The 15,750-nt window shown below is 48.4% G+C and carries 30 protein-coding genes; all 30 read right to left on the reverse strand.

Features of this window, described 5'->3' with window-relative positions:
* Positions 1-155: 155 nt before the first annotated feature.
* A complete protein-coding gene (locus TOI97_RS07085; RefSeq protein ID WP_321553422.1) occupies positions 156-1,607 on the reverse strand; it encodes a catalase in 1,452 nt (483 codons plus the stop codon).
* A 165-nt stretch (positions 1,608-1,772) separates the two neighbouring features.
* Positions 1,773-2,159 (reverse strand): 50S ribosomal protein L17, encoded by a 387-nt coding sequence (gene rplQ, locus TOI97_RS07090; protein WP_321553423.1) that lies wholly within the window; start codon positions 2,157-2,159, stop codon positions 1,773-1,775.
* 44 nt (positions 2,160-2,203) lie between these two features.
* Entirely contained in the window at positions 2,204-3,205 is a 1,002-nt protein-coding gene (locus TOI97_RS07095; RefSeq protein ID WP_321553424.1) for a DNA-directed RNA polymerase subunit alpha, read from the reverse strand.
* A 22-nt stretch (positions 3,206-3,227) separates the two neighbouring features.
* Positions 3,228-3,848: a 30S ribosomal protein S4 gene (gene rpsD / locus TOI97_RS07100; protein WP_321553425.1), complete on the reverse strand. Its 621-nt coding sequence runs from the start codon at positions 3,846-3,848 to the stop codon at positions 3,228-3,230.
* Between the two features lie 18 nt (positions 3,849-3,866).
* Positions 3,867-4,256, reverse strand: coding sequence for a 30S ribosomal protein S11 (gene rpsK, locus TOI97_RS07105; RefSeq protein ID WP_321553426.1), 390 nt, complete (start codon positions 4,254-4,256; stop codon positions 3,867-3,869).
* 30 nt (positions 4,257-4,286) lie between these two features.
* Positions 4,287-4,643: a 30S ribosomal protein S13 gene (gene rpsM / locus TOI97_RS07110; RefSeq protein ID WP_321553427.1), complete on the reverse strand. Its 357-nt coding sequence runs from the start codon at positions 4,641-4,643 to the stop codon at positions 4,287-4,289.
* A 124-nt stretch (positions 4,644-4,767) separates the two neighbouring features.
* Positions 4,768-4,884: a 50S ribosomal protein L36 gene (gene rpmJ / locus TOI97_RS07115; RefSeq protein WP_151185451.1), complete on the reverse strand. Its 117-nt coding sequence runs from the start codon at positions 4,882-4,884 to the stop codon at positions 4,768-4,770.
* 27 nt (positions 4,885-4,911) lie between these two features.
* Positions 4,912-6,249, reverse strand: coding sequence for a preprotein translocase subunit SecY (secY, locus tag TOI97_RS07120; protein WP_321553428.1), 1,338 nt, complete (start codon positions 6,247-6,249; stop codon positions 4,912-4,914).
* Entirely contained in the window at positions 6,250-6,684 is a 435-nt protein-coding gene (gene rplO / locus TOI97_RS07125) for a 50S ribosomal protein L15 (RefSeq protein ID WP_321553429.1), read from the reverse strand. It lies immediately after the preceding gene.
* A 3-nt stretch (positions 6,685-6,687) separates the two neighbouring features.
* On the reverse strand, positions 6,688-6,870 hold the full coding sequence (gene rpmD / locus TOI97_RS07130; RefSeq protein ID WP_321553430.1) for a 50S ribosomal protein L30: 183 nt from the start codon (positions 6,868-6,870) through the stop codon (positions 6,688-6,690).
* 2 nt (positions 6,871-6,872) lie between these two features.
* The gene (gene rpsE / locus TOI97_RS07135) at positions 6,873-7,394 is read right to left on the reverse strand and encodes a 30S ribosomal protein S5 (RefSeq protein ID WP_321553431.1); all 522 of its coding nucleotides are present in this window, start codon (positions 7,392-7,394) and stop codon (positions 6,873-6,875) included.
* Between the two features lie 3 nt (positions 7,395-7,397).
* Positions 7,398-7,748: a 50S ribosomal protein L18 gene (gene rplR, locus TOI97_RS07140; protein WP_321553432.1), complete on the reverse strand. Its 351-nt coding sequence runs from the start codon at positions 7,746-7,748 to the stop codon at positions 7,398-7,400.
* Between the two features lie 9 nt (positions 7,749-7,757).
* Complete coding sequence (gene rplF / locus TOI97_RS07145) at positions 7,758-8,291, reverse strand: 50S ribosomal protein L6 (RefSeq protein ID WP_321553433.1); 534 nt, start codon at positions 8,289-8,291, stop codon at positions 7,758-7,760.
* Positions 8,292-8,302: 11 nt separating this feature from the next.
* Positions 8,303-8,695, reverse strand: coding sequence for a 30S ribosomal protein S8 (gene rpsH / locus TOI97_RS07150; protein WP_321553434.1), 393 nt, complete (start codon positions 8,693-8,695; stop codon positions 8,303-8,305).
* Between the two features lie 177 nt (positions 8,696-8,872).
* Positions 8,873-9,178 (reverse strand): 30S ribosomal protein S14, encoded by a 306-nt coding sequence (rpsN, locus tag TOI97_RS07155; protein ID WP_321553435.1) that lies wholly within the window; start codon positions 9,176-9,178, stop codon positions 8,873-8,875.
* Between the two features lie 10 nt (positions 9,179-9,188).
* Entirely contained in the window at positions 9,189-9,728 is a 540-nt protein-coding gene (rplE, locus tag TOI97_RS07160; protein ID WP_321553436.1) for a 50S ribosomal protein L5, read from the reverse strand.
* 19 nt (positions 9,729-9,747) lie between these two features.
* Complete coding sequence (gene rplX / locus TOI97_RS07165) at positions 9,748-10,062, reverse strand: 50S ribosomal protein L24 (RefSeq protein ID WP_321553437.1); 315 nt, start codon at positions 10,060-10,062, stop codon at positions 9,748-9,750.
* A 12-nt stretch (positions 10,063-10,074) separates the two neighbouring features.
* Positions 10,075-10,443, reverse strand: a complete 369-nt coding sequence (rplN, locus tag TOI97_RS07170; RefSeq protein ID WP_321553438.1) for a 50S ribosomal protein L14 — start codon at positions 10,441-10,443, stop codon at positions 10,075-10,077.
* 23 nt (positions 10,444-10,466) lie between these two features.
* Entirely contained in the window at positions 10,467-10,733 is a 267-nt protein-coding gene (gene rpsQ, locus TOI97_RS07175) for a 30S ribosomal protein S17 (RefSeq protein WP_321553439.1), read from the reverse strand.
* Between the two features lie 2 nt (positions 10,734-10,735).
* Positions 10,736-10,930 carry a 50S ribosomal protein L29 gene (gene rpmC, locus TOI97_RS07180; protein WP_321553453.1) on the reverse strand — a complete coding sequence of 65 codons (195 nt, stop codon included), beginning with the start codon at positions 10,928-10,930 and terminating at the stop codon, positions 10,736-10,738.
* Positions 10,930-11,343, reverse strand: coding sequence for a 50S ribosomal protein L16 (rplP, locus tag TOI97_RS07185; RefSeq protein WP_321553440.1), 414 nt, complete (start codon positions 11,341-11,343; stop codon positions 10,930-10,932). The genes rpmC and rplP overlap by 1 nt, the downstream gene beginning before the upstream one ends.
* 12 nt (positions 11,344-11,355) lie before the next feature.
* Entirely contained in the window at positions 11,356-12,042 is a 687-nt protein-coding gene (rpsC, locus tag TOI97_RS07190) for a 30S ribosomal protein S3 (protein WP_321553441.1), read from the reverse strand.
* 13 nt (positions 12,043-12,055) lie between these two features.
* Complete coding sequence (rplV, locus tag TOI97_RS07195) at positions 12,056-12,388, reverse strand: 50S ribosomal protein L22 (protein ID WP_321553442.1); 333 nt, start codon at positions 12,386-12,388, stop codon at positions 12,056-12,058.
* A 12-nt stretch (positions 12,389-12,400) separates the two neighbouring features.
* Positions 12,401-12,676 carry a 30S ribosomal protein S19 gene (gene rpsS, locus TOI97_RS07200; RefSeq protein WP_321553443.1) on the reverse strand — a complete coding sequence of 92 codons (276 nt, stop codon included), beginning with the start codon at positions 12,674-12,676 and terminating at the stop codon, positions 12,401-12,403.
* A 16-nt stretch (positions 12,677-12,692) separates the two neighbouring features.
* Positions 12,693-13,514, reverse strand: a complete 822-nt coding sequence (gene rplB, locus TOI97_RS07205) for a 50S ribosomal protein L2 (RefSeq protein ID WP_321553444.1) — start codon at positions 13,512-13,514, stop codon at positions 12,693-12,695.
* A 14-nt stretch (positions 13,515-13,528) separates the two neighbouring features.
* On the reverse strand, positions 13,529-13,828 hold the full coding sequence (rplW, locus tag TOI97_RS07210) for a 50S ribosomal protein L23 (protein ID WP_321553445.1): 300 nt from the start codon (positions 13,826-13,828) through the stop codon (positions 13,529-13,531).
* Positions 13,825-14,427 carry a 50S ribosomal protein L4 gene (rplD, locus tag TOI97_RS07215; protein ID WP_321553446.1) on the reverse strand — a complete coding sequence of 201 codons (603 nt, stop codon included), beginning with the start codon at positions 14,425-14,427 and terminating at the stop codon, positions 13,825-13,827. The genes rplW and rplD overlap by 4 nt, the downstream gene beginning before the upstream one ends.
* A 15-nt stretch (positions 14,428-14,442) precedes the next feature.
* Positions 14,443-15,078, reverse strand: a complete 636-nt coding sequence (gene rplC / locus TOI97_RS07220; protein ID WP_321553447.1) for a 50S ribosomal protein L3 — start codon at positions 15,076-15,078, stop codon at positions 14,443-14,445.
* Positions 15,079-15,161: 83 nt separating this feature from the next.
* The gene (gene rpsJ, locus TOI97_RS07225; RefSeq protein WP_003186070.1) at positions 15,162-15,473 is read right to left on the reverse strand and encodes a 30S ribosomal protein S10; all 312 of its coding nucleotides are present in this window, start codon (positions 15,471-15,473) and stop codon (positions 15,162-15,164) included.
* Between the two features lie 140 nt (positions 15,474-15,613).
* On the reverse strand, positions 15,614-15,750 hold a 137-nt coding region (locus tag TOI97_RS07230; RefSeq protein WP_456077548.1), incomplete at its 5' end, for an EF-Tu C-terminal domain-related protein.

Consider the following 15,750-nt stretch of genomic DNA (forward strand, 5'->3'; position numbering starts at 1 on the left):
TATCTGCGTTACTGCTGTTTGCTGCCTAGACTCCCAACTGAATCTAACGTTTAGTTCAACAACTGTTGCGCACTAGCCATACAACAAATGCTCACAACAAAACAGGCCCCATTAAGGGGCCTGTTTTGTGACACATTGCGAGATGTTTTTACCGCTTATTTTGGCAGCTCGACGCCTAACGCCTTAGCTACCCCTTCACCGTAAGCAGGGTCAGCCTGCTGACAATGGTAGGCGTGCTTCTGCTTAATCGCATCGGGCACACCCGTCATATTGCGCGCGGTATTGTCAAACAGCACTTGCTGCTGTTCGGGGGTCATTAGGCGGAATAAATCACCGGCTTGGGTGAAGTAATCCGGCTCGTCTTCCCAATAATCAAAACGGTCCGCAGCACCTTCAAGGGCCAATGGTGGCTCTGAGAAGTCCGGCTGTTCTTGCCACTCACCCTGACTGTTGGGTTCGTAATGCAAGCGACTGCCTTGGTTGCCATCAACACGCATGGCGCCGTCACGGTGGTAGGTGTGGAATGGGCAGCGAGGCGTATTCACCGGAATCTGATAATGGTTAACCCCTAAGCGGTAACGCTGGGCATCACCATAGGAGAATAAACGACCTTGCAGCATGCGGTCTGGCGAGAAGCCAACACCCGGCACAATATGCGCTGGGTTAAAGGCCGCTTGCTCAACATCGGCAAAGTAGTTTTCTGGGTTTTTATTGAGTTCAAAGTAACCCACTTCAATCAGTGGATAATCGCCTTTTGGCCAAATTTTGGTGAGATCAAAAGGATGATAAGGCACTTTCGCCGCATCGGTTTCTGGCATGATTTGTACGTACATGGTCCAGCGCGGGAAGTCACCCTTCTCAATGGCTTCATATAAGTCACGCTGCGAGCTTTCACGGTCACGGCCCACCAACTCTGCTGCTTCTTGGTCGGTGAGGTTCTTAATGCCCTGCTGGGTTTTAAAGTGGAACTTCACCCAGTAACGCTCATTATCAGCATTAATAAAGCTAAAGGTGTGCGAGCCAAAGCCGTGCATATGGCGATAGGATGCGGGGATACCGCGATCACTCATCAAGATCGTTACTTGGTGCAACGCTTCAGGGAGTCCGGTCCAGAAATCCCAGTTATTGGTTGGGCTGCGCATATTGGTGCGCGGATCACGCTTAACCGCGTGGTTCAGATCGGGGAATTTTAAAGGATCACGGAAGAAGAACACTGGGGTGTTGTTGCCTACTAAATCCCAGTTGCCTTGCTCGGTGTAAAAACGCATGGCAAAGCCGCGAATATCGCGCTCAGCATCAGCGGCACCGCGCTCACCGGCCACCGTGGAGAAACGTACAAACATATCGGTTTGCTTGCCCACTTCGCTAAATAGCGCGGCTTTGGTGTACTGAGTAATGTCGTGGGTCACGGTAAAGCTACCAAAGGCCCCTGAGCCTTTCGCGTGCATCCGCCGTTCAGGAATCACTTCACGATCAAAGTGGGCCAGTTTCTCTAAGAACCACACATCCTGTAACAACATCGGCCCGCGCGGGCCTGCGGTTAGGCTGTCTTGGTTGTTGGCGATCGGACATCCGGAAACGGAAGTTAATTTTGGCTTATCGGTCATAATTATTTCCTGTGCTATCAAGTAGGGACTCACAGTGACAGATTAACCGAACAAAGAAAAACTGACTAATCAATTAAGCCCACTAAGCTCATATACATTTACTATCATTGCTCACAAACAAAAAAACCGAGCACTGGGCTCGGTTTTTTTGAACTGTACTACAACTTACTCTGCGGCTTCTACTTCACCAGCAACCGGACGGTCAACCAGTTCAACATAAGCCATAGGTGCGTTATCGCCAGCACGGTATCCGCATTTTAGAATGCGCAGGTATCCGCCCTGACGAGTTGCATAACGCTTACCTAAATCGTTAAACAATTTACCAACCGCTTCTTTCGAGCGAGTGCGGTCAAATGCTAAACGACGGTTAGCAACGCTATCTTCTTTAGCTAAAGTAATTAACGGCTCAGCAACGCGGCGCAGTTCTTTAGCTTTAGGCAATGTAGTCTTAATCAGTTCATGCTCGAACAGCGACACTGCCATGTTTTGAAACATAGCCTTGCGGTGGGCGCTGGTACGGCTTAGGTGACGGCCACTTTTACGATGACGCATGATTCAATTCCTTACCAAACTCTCAGGTTCAGTGATAATGGCGATCAGGCCGTAGCCTTATCGTCTTTCTTCAAACTTGCCGGCGGCCAGTTATCGAGGCGCATACCGAGGGACAAACCACGCGAGGCTAAAACGTCCTTGATTTCAGTCAGGGACTTTTTACCCAAGTTCGGTGTTTTCAGCAATTCTACTTCGGTGCGCTGAATCAGATCACCAATATAGTAAATGCTTTCTGCCTTGAGACAGTTAGCCGAACGCACGGTCAACTCAAGATCATCAACAGGACGCAATAAGATTGGATCAATCTCATCTTCCTCTTCTTCTTCAACGACTTCTGCTTCACCTTGAAGATCAACGAAAGCTGCAAGCTGATGTTGCAGAATTGTTGCACTACGACGAATCGCTTCTTCTGGATCAAGAGTACCATTGGTTTCAAGATCGATGATCAATTTATCCAAGTTAGTACGCTGCTCAACACGGGCGTTTTCCACCACGTAAGCTACACGACGGACAGGACTAAATAAGGCGTCGATTTGCAAACGACCGATGCTACGGCTTTCATCTTCATCGCTAAAGCGAGAATCAGCTGATTCGTAACCACGGCCACGTGCAATACGTAGCTTCATATTTAACTCGCCCTTATCAGCCAGATTAGCAATCACGTGGTCGCCATTGACGATTTCCACATCATGATCCAGCTTAATATCGGCAGCAGTCACCACGCCCGGCCCTTTTTTGCTGAGAGTCAGCGTGGCTTCGTCACGACCATGCATAACAACTGCAAGGCCTTTAAGGTTAAGAAGGATCTCAATGACGTCTTCTTGAACCCCTTCAATAGCACTGTATTCATGCAATACGCCGTCGATTTCGACTTCGACAACTGCACAACCAGGCATTGAAGACAACAATATACGCCGTAGCGCGTTGCCCAAAGTGTGTCCAAAACCACGCTCGAGAGGTTCGAGCGTGATTTTGGCACGGGTCGGACTGACCATGTCAACGTTAATTTGACGGGGGGTCAGGAACTCATTTACCGAAATCTGCATGGATACACCTATTTTCTAGCCCTTACTTGGAGTAGAGCTCGACAATCAGGCTTTCGTTGATGTCGGCTGACAGATCACTGCGCTCAGGAATGTTTTTGAACACACCTGACTTTTTCTCTGCATCTACATCAACCCACTCGACGCGACCACGTTGGGTGCACAGTTCGAGAGCCTGGGAAATACGTAATTGGTTTTTGGACTTTTCACGCACCGCAACAACATCACCAGGCTGAACCTGATATGAAGGAACGTTTACAGTCTTGCCATTGATAGTGATCGACTTGTGCGATACCAACTGACGTGACTCTGCACGTGTAGAGCCAAAGCCCATACGATAAACAACGTTATCCAAGCGTGACTCTAAAAGCTGCAGCAGGTTTTCACCAGTTGCACCTTTACGGCGCGCTGCTTCTTTATAATAGCTAGCGAATTGACGCTCAAGAACACCGTACATACGACGAACTTTTTGCTTTTCACGTAGCTGAGTACCGTACTCGGATAAACGAGTGCGACGCTGACCATGCTGGCCAGGTGCGGTTTCAATATTGCATTTAGATTCAATCGCGCGTGAACCACTCTTCAAAAAGAGATCTGTGCCTTCACGACGGGACAGCTTGCATTTCGGACCAATGTAACGAGCCATTTCTTACTGTCTCCTAATTTACACGCGGCGCTTTTTCGGCGGACGGCATCCATTATGTGGGATGGGCGTCACGTCGGTGATGCTTGCGATTTTGTAACCGCAACCATTTAAGGCACGGACTGCTGATTCACGACCAGGACCAGGGCCCTTGACGTTTACTTCTAGGTTTTTCAAACCATATTCCAGAGCCGCTTGACCAGCACGCTCTGCTGCAACCTGCGCAGCAAATGGTGTGCTTTTACGCGAACCGCGGAAGCCAGAACCACCTGAGGTTGCCCATGATAGAGCATTACCTTGACGGTCTGTGATTGTAACAATTGTATTGTTGAAAGATGCATGTATATGGGCGATGCCATCTACAACCGTCTTTCTAACTTTTTTACGAGGACGAGCAGCTGCTTTAGCCATTAATCAAATTCCTATCTAGAACCAATGCGATTACTTACGGATCGGCTTGCGTGGGCCTTTACGGGTGCGCGCGTTGGTTTTGGTACGCTGACCACGGAGAGGCAAGCTACGACGATGGCGTAAACCACGGTAGCAACCTAGATCCATCAAGCGCTTGATGTTCATGTTGATTTCGCGACGTAGATCACCTTCTGTATGAAGTTTAGCGACTTCGCCACGCAACTGCTCGACCTGCTCATCAGAGAGATCTTTAATTTTCGCAGCTGGGTTTACACCAGTTGCTTCGCAAATCTTTTGCGCAGTTGTCCGACCAATACCATAGATATAGGTCAGCGAGATAACAGTATGTTTGTTATCCGGAATGTTAACGCCTGCAATACGGGCCATTCAGTGTAACTCCAATTGACAGCGACTTACTTTCAGGAAGCCAAGATAGAAAGCAAGAACCAATGCTGTATTACTATATTCAACCGAACAGCGCACTAGCTGCCCGGTACATGACACTACACAATCAGCCTTGGCGCTGTTTGTGACGTGGTTCCGCCTTGCAGATCACGCGAATAACACCTTCGCGACGTACGATCTTGCAGTTGCGGCAAAGTTTTTTCACCGATGCACGAACTTTCATCACTAACTCCTTTAGCCTAAAGAACTTTTAGCGCAGTAGTCCACTGCCACCACCATAGTTCTTAAGGTTGGATTTTTTCATCAGGGAATCGTACTGGTTAGAAACGAGGTGTGATTGTACTTGAGACATGAAGTCCATTACAACCACAACAACAATCAGCAGCGAGGTCCCGCCGAGATAAAACGGCACATTTGCAGCAACCACCAAGAACTGAGGTAGCAAACATACAGCCGTCATGTACAAGGCACCAAACGAAGTTAAGCGAGTTAACACACCATCAATGTAGCGCGCTGACTGCTCACCCGGACGGATACCCGGAATAAAAGCACCGGATTTCTTGAGGTTTTCAGCAACATCTTTAGGGTTAAACATTAATGCTGTATAGAAAAAACAGAAGAAAATAATCCCTGCACTAAACAACAAAATATTTAACGGTTGTCCTGGTGCTAGCGCTTGCGAAACATCTGCAAGCCACGCCATGCTCTCTGATTGACCAAACCACTGGCCAAGAGACGCTGGGAACAACAAGATACTGCTTGCGAAAATAGCAGGAATTACACCCGCCATATTCACTTTAAGAGGGAGGTGACTCGTTTGCGCAGCAAAAACTTTGCGACCTTGTTGACGCTTAGCATAATGCACCGCAATACGACGCTGACCACGCTCAATAAAGACCACAAACCCAATGATTGCAACTGCAAGCATACCAATAGCAATTAAGGCAAAAATATTGATATCACCTTGACGGGCAGACTCGAAAGACTGACCAATTGCTGCAGGTAAACCCGCTACGATACCGGCAAAAATCAGCATTGAAATGCCGTTACCTACACCGCGCTCAGTAATTTGCTCACCCAACCACATCATGAACATTGCACCCGCTACAAAAGTAGTGATAGCAACGAAATAGAAGTTAAAGTCAGTTGCAAAAGCTACACCTTGACTCGCCAATCCGACGGACATACCGATCGCTTGAACAAAAGCCAATAATAAGGTGCCATATCGGGTGTACTGGCTTATCTTACGACGCCCAGATTCACCTTCTTTTTTCAACTGTTCCAGATGAGGGCTCACTGCGGTCATCAACTGCATGATAATCGAAGCCGAAATATACGGCATGATACCAAGCGCGAAGATACTCATCCGCTCGAGCGCACCACCTGAGAACATGTTGAACAGGCTGAGAATGGTTCCCTCATTCTGTCGAAACAGGTCTGCGAGTCGATCAGGGTTGATTCCTGGGACAGGAATGTGCGCACCGATACGATAGACAACGATTGCCATGAATAGGAAACGTAAGCGTGCCCATAATTCCGACAAACCGCCGCCACCACCCATTGCAGAGAGAGAACCTTGCTTAGCCATTTATTCCTCGATTTTTCCGCCAGCTGCTTCGATAGCACTACGGGCACCCTTGGTGACCTTAATGCCCTGCAAAGTAACAGCGCGAGTAACGTCACCAGACAACATGACTTTAACGCGCTTTACATGCAAACCAATGATATTGGCATCTTTTAAAGACTGCACTGATACCACATCACCATCTACTTTGGCCAGTTCAGAAGTACGAACCTCTGCACGATCCATAGCTTTACGTGAAGTGAAACCAAACTTAGGCAGACGTACTGAAAGCGGCTGTTGACCACCCTCAAAACCTGGTGCAACTTTACCACCAGAGCGCGAGGTCAAACCTTTGTGACCACGACCCGCTGTTTTTCCTAAGCCACTACCAATACCACGGCCAACACGAAGCTTGTTGCGACGGGCACCTGGTGCAGAACATAAATCGTTCAGTTGCATGGATTAGCCCTCCACTTTTAACAAGTAATAAGCTGTGTTGATCATGCCGCGGTTTTCTGGGGTATCCAGTACTTCTACGGTGTGACCAATGCGACGTAGACCTAAGCCACGTACGCAAGCCTTATGATTAGCCAAACGGCCGATCGTGCTCTTAACAAGAGTCACTTTAACGGTTGCTTGAGACATGGTTACAGAATCTCCTCGACACTTTTGCCACGCTTAGCAGCAACTGAATCAGGTGATTGCATAGCCTTCAAACCTTTAAACGTTGCGTATACAACGTTAACTGGGTTAGTAGAACCGTAGCACTTAGCTAGTACGTCCTGAACACCTGCAACCTCTAGAACCGCACGCATTGCACCACCGGCAATTACACCAGTACCTTCTGACGCAGGCTGCATGAATACGCGTGAAGCGCCATGCACAGATTTAATTGGGTACTGTAAAGTTACACCATTTAAATCAACTTGAATCATATTGCGGCGCGCTGCTTCCATAGCTTTTTGAATCGCCGCTGGAACTTCGCGTGACTTACCGCGGCCAAAGCCTACGCGGCCTTTACCATCACCAACAACACTCAGTGCTGTGAAGGTGAAAATACGACCACCTTTAACGGTTTTAGCAACACGGTTGACTTGCACCAATTTCTCGATGTAGCCCTCATCACGGCTATCGCCGCGGTTATCGCGTTTTTGATCGTGATTTGCCATAACTTAAAACTCCAGCCCGCCTTCACGAGCAGCATCAGCCAGTGCTTTCACACGACCATGGTACTTGAAGCCAGAACGGTCAAAAGCCACTTTGGCAACTCCAGCGGCTTTCGCACGCTCGGCGACCAGCTGGCCTACTTTTTTGGCTGCTTCGATGTTACCTGTAGCTCCATCGCGCAGTTGTGGGTCCAAAGTAGAAGCCGAAACTAATACTTTGCTGCCGTCGGCCGAAATGACCTGGGCATACATATGCTGCGAAGAGCGAAACACGCATAGACGAGTCATCTGTAACTCGTTCATCTTCAAACGTGCTTTGCGAGAGCGACGCAGTCTTGAAACTTTCTTGTCGTTCATTTGCTAGCCCTACTTCTTCTTAGCTTCTTTGCGGCGCACCACTTCTTCAGCGTAGCGCACACCTTTACCTTTATAAGGCTCTGGACGACGGTACTGACGAATCTCAGCAGCCACCTGACCCAGAACTTGCTTATCGATACCACGAATAATGATATCGGTAGCGCTTGGCGTTTCAGCCGTCACGCCTTCAGGCAATTCGTACTCAACAGGATGTGAGAAACCGAGCGCCAGAGACAAAACTGAACCTTTAGCTTGAGCACGATAGCCCACACCAACAAGTTGCAATTTACGCTCAAAACCCTGGCTCACACCAGTCACCATGTTGTTCACTAAAGCACGGGTAGTACCGGCCATAGCTTTTGACTGCTGATCACCATTGCGCGCAGCAAAACGGATTTCGCTACCTTCTTGGCTCACTTCAACTGATGAGTGTACTGTTAAATCTAAAGCGCCTTTCGCGCCTTTCACCGAAAGCTCTTGGCCAGCGAGTTTGAACTCAACACCGGCTGGTAGCGTGACGGGATTCTTAGCAATGCGAGACATGCTTAACTCCCTTAGAATACGCTACAAAGAACTTCGCCACCGATACCGGCAGCACGTGCAGCACGATCGCTCATCACACCTTTATTGGTGGATACGATTGCAACACCTAAACCTGCACGAACCTTTGGCAGATCATTAGCCGCATTATACTGGCGCAAACCAGGGCGACTAACACGTTTAATTTCTTCAATGACCGGGCGGCCTTCGAAATATTTCAATTCGATGGTCAACAGCGGCTTAACATCACTACTGATCTGAAAATCTGCAATGTAACCTTCGTCCTTAAGAACGTTAGCTACCGCTTTCTTCAAAGTTGAAGAAGGCATAGTTACAACAGACTTTTCAGCCATCTGGGCATTACGGATTCGAGTCAGCATATCTGACAACGGGTCCTGCATACTCATGGGCTTGTATCTCCTGATACATAATTAAAAAGGCCAACTGGCCGCTATCGCAAAACAATTAGACATAAAGACTCTGCGAGCCGGACATTCTAATTGATAAAGCACAAACGAATCAAGCCCCAGAGGGGCTTGATTCGTAATTTAAGCAAATAACAGAGTTAAATGCCAAATATTTTATTACCAGCTGGACTTAACCAAACCTGGTACATCGCCACGCATAGCAGCTTCACGCAATTTGATACGGCTTAAGCCGAACTTGCGATACACACCGTGTGGACGACCAGTGATGCGGCAGCGATTACGCTGACGTGCAGCACTTGCATCACGCGGTTGTTTCTGCAATGCAACCTGAGCTTCCCAGCGTTCTTCGTCGCTAGAAGTCGGATTGGCAATGATAGCTTTTAGCGCTGCACGCTTTTCAGCGTACTTCGCTACCGTGCGCGCTCTTTTGAGCTCACGGTTGATCATGCCTTTCTTAGCCATGTGCTAAACCTCAGTTACGGAAAGGGAAGTTGAAAGCACGCAATAAAGCACGGCCTTCTTCATCGTTACGCGCAGTAGTGGTCAAAGTGATGTCCAAACCGCGAAGCGCATCGATCTTATCGTAATCAATTTCCGGGAAAATGATTTGCTCTTTAACACCCATGCTGTAGTTACCGCGACCATCAAATGACTTGGCGTTCAAACCACGGAAGTCACGTACACGAGGCAAGGAAATCGAAAGCAAACGATCCAAGAACTCATACATAATTTCGTTACGCAGAGTAACTTTAACCCCAATCGGCCAGTCTTCACGGATTTTAAAACCCGCAATAGATTTGCGCGCATAGGTTACCACTGGCTTTTGGCCTGTGATTTTTTCAAGGTCTGCAACAGCGTGCTCAATCACTTTTTTATCAGTAACAGCTTCGCCAAGACCCATATTCAGTGTAATTTTCGTTACACGCGGAACTTCCATAACGTTCTCTAGCTGAAGTTCTTCCTTCAGCTTTTGAACGATTTCGTTCCGATATATTTCTTTCAGTCGTGCCATGGTGATCTACCTAGCAGCCTCAAGCTTCAACTGGTTTATTAGTTGACTTGAAGACACGAATTTTCTTGCCATCCTCAACTTTAAAACCAACGCGATCTGCTTTATTGGTTTCAGCATTGAAAATAGCCACGTTAGAAGCATTTAGCGGTGCTTCCTTCTCGACGATACCGCCCTGAACTCCGGACATCGGATTAGGCTTGGTATGACGCTTCATCATATTGATGCCGCTCACAACCACGCGGTTGTCGTCCAGAACTCTCTGGACGGTACCGCGCTTGCCTTTATCCTTGCCGGCAATGACGATGACCTCGTCGTTACGACGAATCTTTTGCATGACGGCTACTCCTTAAAGCACTTCAGGCGCAAGTGACACGATCTTCATAAACTTATCGTTACGAAGTTCGCGGGTCACTGGCCCGAAGATACGAGTTCCGATCGGCTCATGCTTGGTGTTCAGAAGAACAGCAGCATTACCATCGAAGCGAATGATTGAACCATCTGGGCGACGCACACCAAAACGGGTACGTACAACCACAGCAGTCATTACTTGGCCTTTTTTCACTTTACCGCGCGGAATTGCTTCCTTAACAGTGACTTTAATAATGTCACCGATACCGGCATAGCGGCGGTGTGAACCGCCAAGGACCTTGATACACATTACACGACGTGCGCCACTGTTATCAGCGACGTCGAGCATAGATTGAGTCTGAATCATAAAATTTCTCCGACCCTAGGCCCTTAGACCACTTCCACACGCTCAACGACATCAACCAGTGCCCAAGACTTAGTCTTAGCCAGCGGACGGGTTTCACTGATAGTGACCTTGTCGCCAGTACGGCATTGGTTAGTTTCGTCATGCGCGTGTAGTTTAGTCGAACGCTTAACATATTTACCGTAAATCGGGTGCTTAACGCGACGCTCAATTAATACGGTGATTGTTTTGTCCATCTTATCGCTAACAACAACACCTGTTAACGTACGGACAGTTTTCTGAGCTTCAGCCATGATTAATTACCTGCCTTCTGCTGCTTGAGCACAGTCTTTACGCGTGCAATATCACGCTTCACTTGCGACAGCAGGTGAGACTGCGTCAATTGGCCAGTTGATTTTTGCATACGCAAGTTAAACTGGTCACGGAGCAGGTCAAGCAATTGCTCGTTCAGCTGCTCTACTGATTTTTCACGAAGTTCGGTAGCTTTCATCACATCACCGTCCGCTTAACAAAGGATGTAGCGACAGGAAGTTTAGCTGCTGCCAAGGCAAAAGCCTCACGCGCCAACTCTTCTGAAACACCCTCGATTTCGTACAGAACTTTGCCAGGTTGAATTTGGCAAACCCAGTACTCAACAGAACCCTTACCTTTACCCATACGTACTTCTAGAGGCTTTTTGGTAATAGGTTTGTCTGGGAACACACGAATCCAGATTTTACCACCACGTTTTACGTGACGAGTCAAAGCACGACGTGCTGACTCAATCTGGCGTGCTGTGAGGCGGCCACGGGATACAGCTTTAAGACCGTATTCGCCGAAGCTCACTTTGCTACCGCGCTGTGCCAGACCACGGTTGTGGCCTGTCATCGTCTTGCGGAACTTCGTACGCTTTGGTTGTAACATTTTGCGTACTCCTTAACGTGCAGCTTTTCTACGAGGCGCGGGTGCGGTTGGTTTTAGTTCTTCACGCTGGCCACCGATGACCTCGCCCTTGAAGATCCAAACCTTAACACCGATCACACCATAAGTCGTGTGAGCTTCGTAGTTTGCGTAATCGATATCAGCGCGCAGTGTGTGCAACGGCACACGACCTTCGCGATACCATTCGGTACGTGCGATTTCAGCACCACCAAGACGACCACTTACTTGGATTTTGATGCCCTTGGCACCAAGACGCATTGCGTTCTGTACCGCGCGCTTCATAGCGCGACGGAACATCACACGACGCTCCAGCTGCTGAGCAACGCTCTGTGCTACTAGCATACCGTCAAGCTCCGGTTTACGGATCTCTTCGATATTGATGTGCACAGGCACACCCATTTTCTTGGTCAGGTCCTGACGTAATTTTTCAACATCCTCACCTTTCTTACCGATAACAATACCGGGACGCGCGGTGTGGATAGTGATACGTGCTGTTTGAGCCGGGCGAGCAATGTCGACACGACTAACGGACGCGTTTTTTAATTTGTCTAAAAGATACGCACGCACTTCTAAGTCAGCATTCAGATAATCCGCATAGTTTTTGCGGTCTGCATACCAAACAGACGTGTGTTCTTTGACTATTCCCAGGCGTATGCCAATGGGATGTACTTTCTGACCCATCTGATCAACTCCGTTACTTGTCGGCAACCTTGACAGTGATATGGCAAGACCGCTTGACGATGCGATCAGCTCGGCCTTTGGCTCGAGGCATGATGCGCTTTAGCGAACGACCTTCGTTAACGAAAACTGTAGATACGACTAAATCATCGATATCAGCACCTTCGTTATGTTCAGCGTTAGCAATCGCAGACTCCAACACTTTCTTCATGATTCCTGCAGCCTTTTTGCTGCTGAAGTTCAATAAGTTCAGCGCTTCGCCCACTTTCATCCCGCGAATTTGGTCTGCGACCAAGCGAGCTTTCTGAGCGGAAAGGTTAGCGCCTGATAACTTAGCTGCTACTTCCATCTTACTGACTCCTTAGCGTCTGCCTTTCTTATCCGCTACGTGACCACGATAGGTACGAGTAGCAGAGAATTCGCCGAGTTTATGGCCAACCATGTCTTCGCTCACTAGAACTGGAACATGTTGACGACCGTTATGAACTGCAATGGTTAAACCCACCATTTGCGGCAGAATCATTGAACGACGCGACCAAGTTTTCACTGGCTTGCGATCATTCTTTTCCACCGCCACTTCGATCTTCTTTAGAAGGTGAAGATCGATAAAAGGACCTTTCTTAAGAGAACGTGACACTTGCGTATCCCTCTAATTATTTGCGGCGATGAACGATCATGTTCTCGGTACGCTTGTTCGAACGAGTTTTCGCACCCTTAGTTGGTTTACCCCACGGTGTAACCGGGTGACGACCACTAGAAGTACGACCCTCACCACCACCGTGTGGGTGGTCAATCGGGTTCATACAAGCACCACGAACGCTAGGACGAATACCTGCCCAACGTGTAGCACCTGCTTTACCTAACGAGCGGAGGAAGTGCTCATGATTCGAAACTTCGCCCAATGTTGCGCGGCACTCTGCAAGTACTTTACGCATTTCGCCGGAACGGAGACGCAGAGTCACGTACACACCTTCGCGAGCTACAAGCTGCGCTGAAGTACCAGCTGAGCGTGCAATTTGAGCACCCTTACCTGGCTTAAGTTCAACACCGTGAATTGTAGAACCTACTGGAATGTTACGCAGTGGTAAGCTATTACCTGCTTTAATCGGCGCATGTGCACCAGACATCAGCTGCTCACCAGCACTCACACCTTTAGGTGCCAAAATATAACGACGCTCACCATCTGCATACTTCAGTAATGCAATGTGCGCAGTACGGTTAGGATCATACTCGATACGCTCTACAGTTGCTGGAATACCGTCTTTGTTACGACGAAAATCCACCAAGCGGTAATGCTGCTTATGACCACCACCGATATGACGCGTGGTAATACGACCATTATTGTTACGACCACCAGTCTTCGACTTTTTCTCGAGCAGTGGTGCGTAAGGAGCGCCTTTATGAAGCTCCTTGTTGACTACGCGGACGACGAAACGACGGCCAGCAGAAGTCGGTTTGCATTTAACAATTGCCATGATGCACCCCTATCTTACTCAGCACTGCTGGTGAAATCGATATCCTGGCCTGGCTGAAGAGCGATATAAGCCTTCTTCCAGTCGTTGCGACGACCTAAACCACGTGCAGTACGCTTAGTTTTACCCTTTGACTTAAGGGTATTAACACTTGCTACCTTCACATCGAATAAGCTTTCAACAGCCTTTTTGACTTCCAGCTTAGTTGCATCGATTGCAACTTTAAAAACGAACTGGCTCTTACCATCAGCCAGCAATGTAGCCTTTTCGGAGACGTGCGGGCCAAGTAGCACTTTAAATACGCGTTCCTGGTTCATCCCAGCATCTCCTCAAATTTCTTAACTGCAGACACAGTCATTAAGACTTTATCGTAAGCAATCAGACTTACAGGATCAGAAGCTTGAGCATCACGCACATCAACATGTGGCAAGTTGCGAGCAGCAAGATACAGATTCTGCTCAACATTCTCGGAAACGATCAAAACGTCCTGAAGACCCAAAGTATCTAACTTACCAACCAAAGCTTTAGTCTTAGGTGCATCAACAGAAAAATCTTCAACTACTACTAAGCGATCCTGACGAACCAACTCAGACAGAATAGAACGCATCGCAGCGCGATACATCTTCTTATTCAGCTTTTGTGAGTGATCCTGCGGGCGAGCAGCAAATGTTACACCACCTGAACGCCAGATTGGGCTACGAATAGTACCAGCACGTGCACGGCCAGTACCTTTTTGGCGCCAAGGCTTTCTACCACCGCCAGAAACTTCTGAACGTGTCTTTTGCTTTTTAGTACCTTGACGACCACCAGCCATGTAAGCAACAACAGCTTGGTGAATCAGAGTCTCATTGTACTCTTCGCCAAAGGTGCGCTCGCAAACATCAATTGCCTGTGAGCCATTTACATTAATTTGCATTTCGGCATTCCCCTCTTAACCGCGAGCCTTCGCCGCTGCACGCACAATGACATTACCGCCGGTAGCACCAGGAATAGCACCTTTTACCAACAGCAAATTGCGCTCAGCATCGACACGCACGACTTCCAAGGACTGCACGGTCTTGCGCTCTGCGCCCATATGACCGGACATTTTTTTGCCCTTGTAGACGCGACCTGGGGTTTGACATTGACCAATCGAACCCGGAGCACGGTGAGATACAGAGTTACCGTGAGTTGCATCTTGACCTGCGAAGTTCCAGCGCTTAATGGTACCGGCAAAGCCTTTACCTTTAGACTGGCCTGTCACGTCAACAAGCTGACCAGCAGAGAACAAGTCTACAGAGACTTCATCACCTGCCTGATACTCGCCGTCTTCAAGACGAAACTCTAATACTGTACGACCAGCAGCAACGCCAGCCTTAGCAAAATGGCCTGCTTGTGCTTTAGTCACACGGGAAGCACGACGCTCACCCACAGTCACCTGCACAGCACGATAACCATCGCTTTCTTCATTTTTTACTTGAGTGACTCGATTCGGCTCGACTTCAATAACAGTCACCGGAATTGAGACACCTTCTTCGGTGAAAATACGGGTCATCCCGCATTTACGACCGACTACACCTATAGTCATGTCTAAAACCTCATGAGTGTACGGGGCTTTCACCCGCTATGGCCGCCCATTGCAGAGCGTTACACGACTAAAACCACCTGGTTTTAGCCGAGGCTGATCTGCACTTCCACGCCAGCCGCAAGATCAAGCTTCATTAACGCATCAACTGTTTTATCAGTCGGCTGAACAATATCCAGCACGCGCTTATGAGTGCGAATCTCGTACTGGTCACGCGCGTCTTTATTAACGTGCGGAGAAACCAGAACGGTAAAACGCTCTTTACGGGTCGGCAGTGGAATAGGACCACGCACCTGAGCACCAGTACGTTTCGCGGTTTCCACGATTTCCTGGGTTGATTGATCGATCAGGCGATGGTCAAAAGCCTTCAACCGGATACGGATTTGTTGATTTTGCATTCTGACCTCAGACTCTTAGTTACCTTCCCCACCAGGCGAACCTCGCCCGATAAAAGGAGGCGCAATTCTAATGGTGTCTAGATAATATGTCAACTATAAAGAAAAACCCTCGCAAGCGAGGGTTCTTCAATTTACATCACTTAAGCGATGATTTTTGAAACAACACCAGCACCTACGGTACGGCCACCTTCACGAATCGCGAAGCGTAAACCATCTTCCATAGCGATTGGCGCAATCAGGGTAACGTCAAGTTTAACGTTATCACCTGGCATTACCA

The organism is Denitrificimonas halotolerans, from assembly GCF_034259425.1.
Lineage (GTDB): Bacteria > Pseudomonadota > Gammaproteobacteria > Pseudomonadales > Pseudomonadaceae > Denitrificimonas > Denitrificimonas halotolerans.

Bases quoted from the DNA above. Each gene is read 5' to 3' on its own strand.
- rpsE (WP_321553431.1), bottom strand. From the start codon at position 7,394: ATGGCAAATCACGATCAAAAACGCGATAACCGCGGCGATAGCCGTGAT.
- rpmJ (WP_151185451.1), bottom strand. From the start codon at position 4,884: ATGAAAGTTCGTGCATCGGTGAAAAAACTTTGCCGCAACTGCAAGATC.
- rplF (WP_321553433.1), bottom strand. From the start codon at position 8,291: ATGTCTCGCATTGCTAAGAATCCCGTCACGCTACCAGCCGGTGTTGAG.
- rplB (WP_321553444.1), bottom strand. From the start codon at position 13,514: ATGGCAATTGTTAAATGCAAACCGACTTCTGCTGGCCGTCGTTTCGTC.
- rplQ (WP_321553423.1), bottom strand. From the start codon at position 2,159: ATGCGTCATCGTAAAAGTGGCCGTCACCTAAGCCGTACCAGCGCCCAC.
- rplP (WP_321553440.1), bottom strand. From the start codon at position 11,343: ATGTTACAACCAAAGCGTACGAAGTTCCGCAAGACGATGACAGGCCAC.
- rpmC (WP_321553453.1), bottom strand. From the start codon at position 10,930: ATGAAAGCTACCGAACTTCGTGAAAAATCAGTAGAGCAGCTGAACGAG.
- rplW (WP_321553445.1), bottom strand. From the start codon at position 13,828: ATGAACCAGGAACGCGTATTTAAAGTGCTACTTGGCCCGCACGTCTCC.
- rplD (WP_321553446.1), bottom strand. From the start codon at position 14,427: ATGCAAATTAATGTAAATGGCTCACAGGCAATTGATGTTTGCGAGCGC.
- rpsJ (WP_003186070.1), bottom strand. From the start codon at position 15,473: ATGCAAAATCAACAAATCCGTATCCGGTTGAAGGCTTTTGACCATCGC.
- rplO (WP_321553429.1), bottom strand. From the start codon at position 6,684: ATGCAACTGAACGATTTATGTTCTGCACCAGGTGCCCGTCGCAACAAG.
- rpsN (WP_321553435.1), bottom strand. From the start codon at position 9,178: ATGGCTAAGAAAGGCATGATCAACCGTGAGCTCAAAAGAGCGCGCACG.
- TOI97_RS07095 (WP_321553424.1), bottom strand. From the start codon at position 3,205: ATGCAGATTTCGGTAAATGAGTTCCTGACCCCCCGTCAAATTAACGTT.
- secY (WP_321553428.1), bottom strand. From the start codon at position 6,249: ATGGCTAAGCAAGGTTCTCTCTCTGCAATGGGTGGTGGCGGCGGTTTG.
- TOI97_RS07085 (WP_321553422.1), bottom strand. From the start codon at position 1,607: ATGACCGATAAGCCAAAATTAACTTCCGTTTCCGGATGTCCGATCGCC.
- rpmD (WP_321553430.1), bottom strand. From the start codon at position 6,870: ATGTCTCAAGCAACCGTTAAAGTGACTCTTGTTAAGAGCACGATCGGC.
- rpsM (WP_321553427.1), bottom strand. From the start codon at position 4,643: ATGGCCCGTATTGCAGGCGTTAACATTCCGGATAACAAACATACTGTT.
- rplX (WP_321553437.1), bottom strand. From the start codon at position 10,062: ATGCAAAAGATTCGTCGTAACGACGAGGTCATCGTCATTGCCGGCAAG.
- rplR (WP_321553432.1), bottom strand. From the start codon at position 7,748: ATGAACGACAAGAAAGTTTCAAGACTGCGTCGCTCTCGCAAAGCACGT.
- rpsD (WP_321553425.1), bottom strand. From the start codon at position 3,848: ATGGCTCGTTACATTGGTCCGAAATGCAAGCTGTCCCGTCGTGAAGGC.
- rpsK (WP_321553426.1), bottom strand. From the start codon at position 4,256: ATGGCTAAAGCAGCTGCTCGTCCTCGTAAAAAAGTTAGAAAGACGGTT.
- rplV (WP_321553442.1), bottom strand. From the start codon at position 12,388: ATGGAAGTAGCAGCTAAGTTATCAGGCGCTAACCTTTCCGCTCAGAAA.
- rplC (WP_321553447.1), bottom strand. From the start codon at position 15,078: ATGACTATAGGTGTAGTCGGTCGTAAATGCGGGATGACCCGTATTTTC.
- rplE (WP_321553436.1), bottom strand. From the start codon at position 9,728: ATGGCACGACTGAAAGAAATATATCGGAACGAAATCGTTCAAAAGCTG.
- rpsC (WP_321553441.1), bottom strand. From the start codon at position 12,042: ATGGGTCAGAAAGTACATCCCATTGGCATACGCCTGGGAATAGTCAAA.
- rpsQ (WP_321553439.1), bottom strand. From the start codon at position 10,733: ATGGCTGAAGCTCAGAAAACTGTCCGTACGTTAACAGGTGTTGTTGTT.
- rpsH (WP_321553434.1), bottom strand. From the start codon at position 8,695: ATGAGTATGCAGGACCCGTTGTCAGATATGCTGACTCGAATCCGTAAT.
- rplN (WP_321553438.1), bottom strand. From the start codon at position 10,443: ATGATTCAGACTCAATCTATGCTCGACGTCGCTGATAACAGTGGCGCA.